Origin of the sequence: Novosphingobium sp. FSW06-99, from assembly GCF_001519065.1 — a bacterium.
Classification (GTDB): Bacteria; Pseudomonadota; Alphaproteobacteria; order Sphingomonadales; family Sphingomonadaceae; genus Novosphingobium.
In genome coordinates, this window is sequence record NZ_KQ954256.1 from 122,907 (window position 1) to 130,234 (window position 7,328).

At 64.7% G+C, this 7,328-nt stretch carries 4 protein-coding genes; 3 read left to right on the forward strand and 1 reads right to left on the reverse strand.

Features of this window, described 5'->3' with window-relative positions:
- The first annotated feature begins 272 nt into the window (after positions 1–272).
- Both acs and AQZ49_RS11380 read left to right on the forward strand, forming a co-directional pair.
- Positions 273–2,222 carry an acetate--CoA ligase gene (acs, locus tag AQZ49_RS11375; RefSeq protein ID WP_067615657.1) on the forward strand — a complete coding sequence of 650 codons (1,950 nt, stop codon included), beginning with the start codon at positions 273–275 and terminating at the stop codon, positions 2,220–2,222.
- Positions 2,223–2,253: 31 nt separating this feature from the next.
- A complete protein-coding gene (locus AQZ49_RS11380; RefSeq protein ID WP_067615659.1) occupies positions 2,254–2,907 on the forward strand; it encodes a LuxR C-terminal-related transcriptional regulator in 654 nt (217 codons plus the stop codon).
- Here the strand turns inward: AQZ49_RS11380 and AQZ49_RS11385 are convergent.
- Entirely contained in the window at positions 2,881–6,237 is a 3,357-nt protein-coding gene (locus tag AQZ49_RS11385) for a PAS-domain containing protein (protein WP_067615661.1), read from the reverse strand. The genes AQZ49_RS11380 and AQZ49_RS11385 overlap by 27 nt on opposite strands.
- Positions 6,238–6,657: 420 nt before the next feature.
- On the opposite strand from AQZ49_RS11385, the gene AQZ49_RS11390 reads away from it, so the two are divergent.
- Complete coding sequence (locus AQZ49_RS11390) at positions 6,658–7,233, forward strand: DUF4287 domain-containing protein (RefSeq protein ID WP_067615663.1); 576 nt, start codon at positions 6,658–6,660, stop codon at positions 7,231–7,233.
- The last annotated feature ends 95 nt before the right edge of the window (positions 7,234–7,328 follow it).

Sequence of the window (7,328 nt, forward strand, 5' to 3'; positions counted from 1 at the left end):
TCGCGCGATTGCGACCAAGGTCGATGTGCCGCCGAGATTTTGGGGCCATCAGCGCAAAATCCGCGACGCTACGGCTTTGCACGCGCGGCACAGAAGGCTTATAGCACAATGCGCTGCGCGGAACTTTGGGTCGTGCAACAGGCGGTGTCGGCCACTTGCGCTATTTCGGCCCGACCGCGATGGCGCGAGAGGCTCTAATACCATGGTCTAAACGACCATCTGCGCGCACATGCGCTAGATGGCCCGCAATAACGAGAGGAGTGCTGCGAACCATGGGCGAGGCTGTCTATCCGGTACCGGCCGATTGGGCTGCGTCTGCGCTGATCGACGAAGAGCGCTATTTTGCGATGTATCACCGCTCGGTCGAACAGCCAGAGGCGTTCTGGCGCGAGGAAGCGCAGCGGGTCGACTGGATCACGCCGTTCACCACGGTGAAGAACACCTCGTTTCACGAGGCCGATTTCGGCATCCGCTGGTTCGAGGACGGCACGCTTAACCTTTCGGCCAATTGCCTTGACCGCCATCTGGCGACGCGGGCCGACGATATCGCAATCATCTGGGAACCCGACAGCCCGGACGAGCCCGAACGGCGCATCACCTATGCCCAGCTTCATGCCGATGTCTGCCGCTTTGCCAATCTGTTGACGGCACACGGGGTGGTGCGCGGCGATCGCGTGACGATCTATCTGCCGATGGTGCCCGAAGCGGCGGTGGCGATGCTCGCCTGTGCGCGGATCGGCGCGATCCATTCGATCGTGTTCGCGGGCTTTTCGCCCGATGCGCTGGCCGGGCGGATCGTCGATTGCAACAGCCGCATCGTGCTGACCAGCGATGAAGGCCTGCGCGGCGGGCGCAAGGTGCCGCTGAAGGCCAATGTCGACGAAGCGTTGAAGCAATGCCCCGATGTGGCAACGGTGATCGTGCTGCAACGCACCGGCGCGGCGGTGCCAATGGTTGCGGGGCGCGATATCGACTGGCACTCCGGCGTTGCCGCGCAATCGGCCGAATGTGCCCCTGTGGAAATGAACGCCGAAGATCCGCTGTTCATCCTCTACACCTCGGGTTCGACCGGCAAGCCCAAGGGCGTGCTGCACACCACCGGCGGCTATGCCGTGTGGGCCTCGATCACCCACCAGTATGTGTTCGATTACCGGCCCGGCCAGATCTATTGGTGCGCAGCGGATATTGGCTGGGTCACCGGCCATTCCTATGTCGTCTATGGTCCGTTGATGAACGGCGCGACGACGGTGATGTTCGAAGGCGTGCCCAACTGGCCCGATCCCAGCCGGTTCTGGCAAGTGGTCGACAAATATGACGTCGAGATTTTCTATGGCGCGCCCACCGCGCTGCGCGCGCTGATGCGCGAAGGCGATGACTGGGTTAAAAAGACCAGCCGCAGTTCATTGCGCGTGCTCGGCTCTGTCGGCGAACCGATCAATCCCGAAGCCTGGGAATGGTATCACAAAGTGGTCGGCGACAGCCGCTGCCCGATTGTCGACACCTGGTGGCAGACCGAAACCGGCGGGGCGATGATCACCCCGCTGCCCGGCGCCACCGCGCTGAAACCCGGATCGGCCAGTCGCCCGTTCTTTGGCGTGAAACCCGCGCTGGTCGACAACGAGGGCCATTTCCTCGACGGGGCCGCCGATGGCTGCCTGGTTATCACCGACAGTTGGCCCGGCCAGATGCGCGGCGTGTGGGGGGATCAGGAACGGTTTTTCCAGACCTATTTCACCACCTTCAAGGGGCTCTATTTCACCGGTGACGGGTGCCGCCGCGATGAAGACGGCTATCACTGGATCACCGGGCGGATCGACGACGTGATCAACGTGTCGGGCCACCGCATGGGCACTGCCGAAATCGAAAGCGCGCTGGTCGCCCACCATCATGTGGCCGAAGCGGCGGTGGTCGGCATGCCGCATGAGATCAAGGGCCAGGGCATCTATGCCTTTGTCACCTGCAACGCCGAAGTGGTTCCCGACGAAGCGCTGCGCAAGGAACTGATCGCGTGGGTACGCCACGAAATCGGCCCGATCGCCACGCCCGACGTGATCCAGTTCGCACCCGGCCTGCCCAAGACCCGGTCGGGCAAGATCATGCGCCGCATCTTGCGCAAGATCGGCGAAAACGATCTGTCGAACCTGGGCGATACGTCGACGCTGGCCGATCCGTCGGTGGTCGATCACCTGGTCGCCAACCGGCCGCAACTGGTCGGCGCCTGATGTGGCCCCGCCTGACTTGGCCGCGCCTGCCTTGGGCCTGACCGTTCTGATCGCGGACGACCATCCGCTGTTCCGCCAGGCACTGGCACTGGCGCTGGCCACAGCCGCGCCCGAGGCAACAGTGATCGAGGCGGGAACACTGGCGTCGGCCGCCCGCGCGGCGGCCGAAACGCCCGATCTGGCGCTGATCACGCTCGATCTGAAAATGCCGGGCGCGGTGGGCTATTCGGGCATCGCCCTGTTGCACGCCGAACGCCCGACCGTGCCGATCCTGGTGGTGTCGGGCGCCGACAACGCCAACGCGGCCGACGAGGCGCGCGCGTTCGGTGCGGTGGGTTTCTTGCGCAAGGATGCCGATCTGCCGCAGATCGAGGCGGCGATCCGCACCGCGCTCGGCCGCTCGCCTGCTGCACCCGATGCGCACGGCGATGGCGCGCAAGGCGATGGCGCACACGCCACAGTTGACCGCGTGCGCGGCACCGTTGCCGGATTGACCCCTACCCAGCTCAAAGTCCTGCTGGCCGTGCTGGCCGGCAAGCTCAACAAGCAGATCGCCTATGATCTGGGCATGAGCGAGGCCACGGTCAAAGCGCACATGACCGCGATCATGCGCAAGCTCGATGTGCAGAACCGCACGCAGGCGGCCCTGGCCGCGCGCTCACTGGGGCTCGACCTCGCGCTTTGACGCCGTGGCGATAAATTCGGCCAGCAGCGCGGGATCGACCGGCTTGGCATAGAACGGCACGCCGCGACGGCGCAGCGCCATCCGCAGGGCGGGGTCCTGGGCCGCACTGATCAGTGCCAGCGCCAGATGCGGCATCGTGCGCTGCAAGGTGTCGATCAGGTCCAGCCCGGTTTCACCGCGATCAAGATTGTAATCGATCAGCGCGGCATCGGCCTGGTCGGCCAGCGCCAGCGCATCGGCGATCGTGCCCGCCCCCAGCACACGATGGCCCTGGCCCGCGAACAGGGCTTCGCTCGCCTCGATAATGGTCTTGTCGTTGTCGACCACCAGCACGGTCATGGCACGCAGCGGCACCGGATCGGCGGATTGCGCAATCGGCATGGCGACCGGCGCCACGTGCGCGGCGGTGGGCGCGATGGTCACCCCAAAGCGGCTGCCCCGCCCCGGACTGGACGCCACATCAATACCCAGATCGAGCAGCCGTGCGATGCGCTCGACCATCGCCAGTCCCAGCCCCAACCCTTCGGCCTCGACCGTGCCAAGCCGGGTGAATTCGCCAAAGATCGCGCTGCGCTGGTCCTGGGGAATGCCGACCCCGCTGTCCACCACATCGATGCGCAACCGATGCCCGCGGCGGCGCACACCGATCAGCACGCTGCCGCGTTCGGTATAGCGCACCGCATTGCTCAGCAGGTTCTGCACCACCGAACGCAACAGCCCGGCATCGGTGCGCACCACGCCGAACAGCGGCCCGATGATCAGCCGCAGCCCCTTTTGTTCGGCCAGCGGCCGCACGCCTTCGGCAATGTCGCGCAGGAACGGCGCCAGCGCGATCGGTTCGGGATGGGGTTGAATGCCCCCCGCATCGAGCCGCGAAATATCGAGCAACGCCCGCAACAGCGCCTCGGCGGCGACAATCGCGCGTTCGACGCGGCCAACCAGCACCCGCTGTGCATCGTTTGTCTGTCGATCGAGCGCCGACAGGAACAGGCGTGCGGCATGCAGGGGCTGCAACAGGTCATGGCTGGCGGCGGCCAGGAAGCGGGTCTTGTCACGGGTCGATTCGGCAAGCCGCCGGTTGGCCTGCGACAGCGCCTGGGTGCGCTCGGCCACGCGGGTTTCGAGTTGTTCGAGCGTGCGCTCGAGCTCGTCGCGGGTTTCGGTTTCGGCGGTGATGTCGGTAAAGCTGGTCAGATAGCCGCCGCCGGGCATCGGCCCACCGACCGACTTGATCACCCGGCCATCCTGGCGGATGCGTTCGGACACATAAGGCTGGCGCGCGCGCAACCGGGCCAGACGCCGATCGACCTCTGCCTCGATAGTGCCGGAAAAACCGCTGCGAACAATGTTGAAACGGATCAGATCGGCCACCGGCACACCCGCGCGGACCAGCCCCGGCGGATAGCCGAACAGATCAACATAACGCGAATTCCACGCAACCAGATTGAACGAGCCATCGATGACGCTGATCCCCGACGGCAGGTTTTCAAAGCTGGCGGCCAGCAACGAGCGTGAAAACCGCAGGCTCTGCCCACCTTCGTCGAGCAGGCGGGTCACATCGTCGAGCCCCATCTGCCCTCCGGCCAGGGCGGAAGCGACCAACGCGCGGGCGGACGAGGGCCCGACCACCGATGCGATCAGATCCTGCGCCTGGCGCGCCGCCTTGCGATCGACCGGGGCATTGTGCAGGGCGGGCGGAAACGCGGTTTCGGCGGCCTGTTCGCCCACGAAACGCGCCGCCAATTGCGCCAGTTCGCCCTGGTTGCGCACATGACGTGCCCCGCGCAACAAGTTCGGCCTGACACGCACGCCATCGCGCGCGGCCGACATGGCGAACAGCACGACCCCGTTCACGCTCAGCGACCACAGCACCCCGTGGACCAGCGCGCTGGCATGGCCGAGGCCGAACAGATGCAACGGATCAAACGGCGTGCCCAGCAACCCCGCCAGCCATGACGGCGGCAGGATCGGTGGCAGCGCCAATGTCCACAGCCATAGCGCAAATCCCGCGCCCAGGCTCCATCGCCCGGCCACCGGATCGCGCCCTTTACCATAGACCGCGAGCAGGAAGTGCGGGCTGAACTGCGCCATCCCCGCAAACGCGATCAACCCGATCGAGGCGAGCGAACTGCCCGCCGGCAGCAGCAGAGCCCACGCCAGTGACGCGCTCATCACCGCCATGATCGCCAACCGGCGCACCCCCATCATGCGCCGACCAAGCTGGCCGACGCCCATATCGGCGGCACTCGTGCGCAGCACGGTCGGGAATATCAGGTCATTCGACACCATGATCGCCAGCGCGGTGGTATCGACAATCACCATCGCCGCCGCCGAACTGATCCCCCCGCTCAACGCGGCAATCACCGCCCAATCATACCCCGTCGCCGCCGGCAGCCGCAGCACGAACAGATCCGGCGTGCCATCGCCGGGCAAGGCCACCAGTCCACCCAACGCAATCGGCACGATCAACACCGCCATGGCCGCGATATAACCCGCCGCCCCCAGGCGCGCATCGCGCAGATCATGGGCCCCGTGCGCCTGTGCCAGCCCCATGAAGAACTGGCGCGGCAGGACCACCACCGCCAGCGCAGACACCAGCCCGATCACCAGGAAATCGACCGACAGTGCAGAAGGGCGGAAATGGGCCCGCAACAGGTCATACCCTTGCGCGACATTGGCGCGCGGCGCATGCGCGATGACCGCGATGGCCACCCCGGCCACCACCACCAGCGCCACCATCTTGATCACCGATTCAAGCGCGATCGAAAACAGCAGGCCTTCGGTGCGCCCCGCCACTTCGTAACGCCGCGCACCAAACAGGATGGCGAACAACCCCAGCACAAGCGCCGCGGCCACCATGACTGGCGCCGCCACCGCTCGATCGGACAACAAGGCAATGGCAATGCCGATCGACCGCAATTGCAGCGCAACATAAGGCACGATCGCGCTCAACGCGGTCAGCGTGACAAGCCGCGCCATGCCGATGTCGTGGCCAAACCGCGCGGCGATGAAATCGGAAATCGTCGCGGCTTTTTCCGCGGCCACAGCATCGCCAAGCCGACCAAGAAATCCCGGCGCCGCCAGCAGCAGCAGGCACGGCGCCAGATAGATCGGCAAATAGTTCCAGCCCTCGCGCACGACGCTGCCGACCGCGCCATAGAACGTCCAGCTTGAACAATAGACGCCCAGGCCCAGCGTATAGACCATGTGCCGCAGACGCGGCGGCATCGCGCCAGCCCGACCGACCGTGCGCGCTTCAACCAGCCATGCCACCGTGAACAGCAGCGCAATCAACAAGAACGACAGCAGCGCTGCCAGACCAAGGCTCATTGTGCCGATCCGCCAATCGCGACATCCGCCCATTTGCCCGGTCTGTCGCACCAGAAAGTCTGCACCATGTCGGACACACCCGCCTGTTTCAGCATCGGATATCCAACCATGTAACACCCGGCGCGGTGCGATTTTTGTCGCATCCCCTCCCAAGACCGCGCCGGGCGAACGTCACAGACGGTAACGTCGATCTAGCGCGTTTGGGGCCGGGAGTCAGCGGGATAGGCGAATACCGCTGCGAATCCGCAGCTATTGATGCATTGTTACCACATTGGTTTCTTTGGTACCCAACCAAACGGGAATTTACCCGCCTTATGAACAAGATGGCCAAAACATCCGCTGCGCTTCCTCACCACTTCCATCGTCGCCTTAATGCCGGTATTCTGCCTCGGCACCATTTGACGGTCAGGATGCCGGACTATGCCCGACCCATCGCATTTGACCGAACGCCAGGCAAAGTGGTTCCAATCGGTCCGCGAAGGCCTGGAGCGTGATACCGGGCGAACACTGGACCAATGGGCCGACTTGGCCCGGACTTGTCCGGAGACTGCACACAGAGCCCGCCTGGCGTGGATGAAGGCCACTTATGGCCTTGGCCAGAATCACGCCTCGATGGTGCTCAATGCAGCCTTTCCGCCGACAGCATCCTGGTCAAAACCCGACCAGCTTGCCGGCAATTTATGGTCAGACCCGCACACTGCACAAATCTTTGCGGTGATTAGGGATTACATCGAAAGCATGCCCGATGTCGTGATCGGACAACGCAAAAGCTTCACCGCGTTTTCCCGGAATGTGCAATTTGCCGCCGCCCGTCCGCTCCGCAGCGGCGGCGTATTGCTGAGCCTTGCCCTCACCCCCGATGACAGCACCCTACTCGGCGTACCGGGCCGTGAAAGTTGGTCCGAACGCCTGAAGGGGGTGACCACAGTCACTCGGACCGAGCATCTCCAACCCGAATTGACGGAACTGCTGCAGCAGGCGTGGACGCGTTCCTGACAGGTGGGTGGTTGTGCGCACAGACACAAAAAAAGGCCCGCACAAGGCGGGCCCGGTTTCAGCCTCATGCACTCTGTGGTGCCGATGGCTGGAAT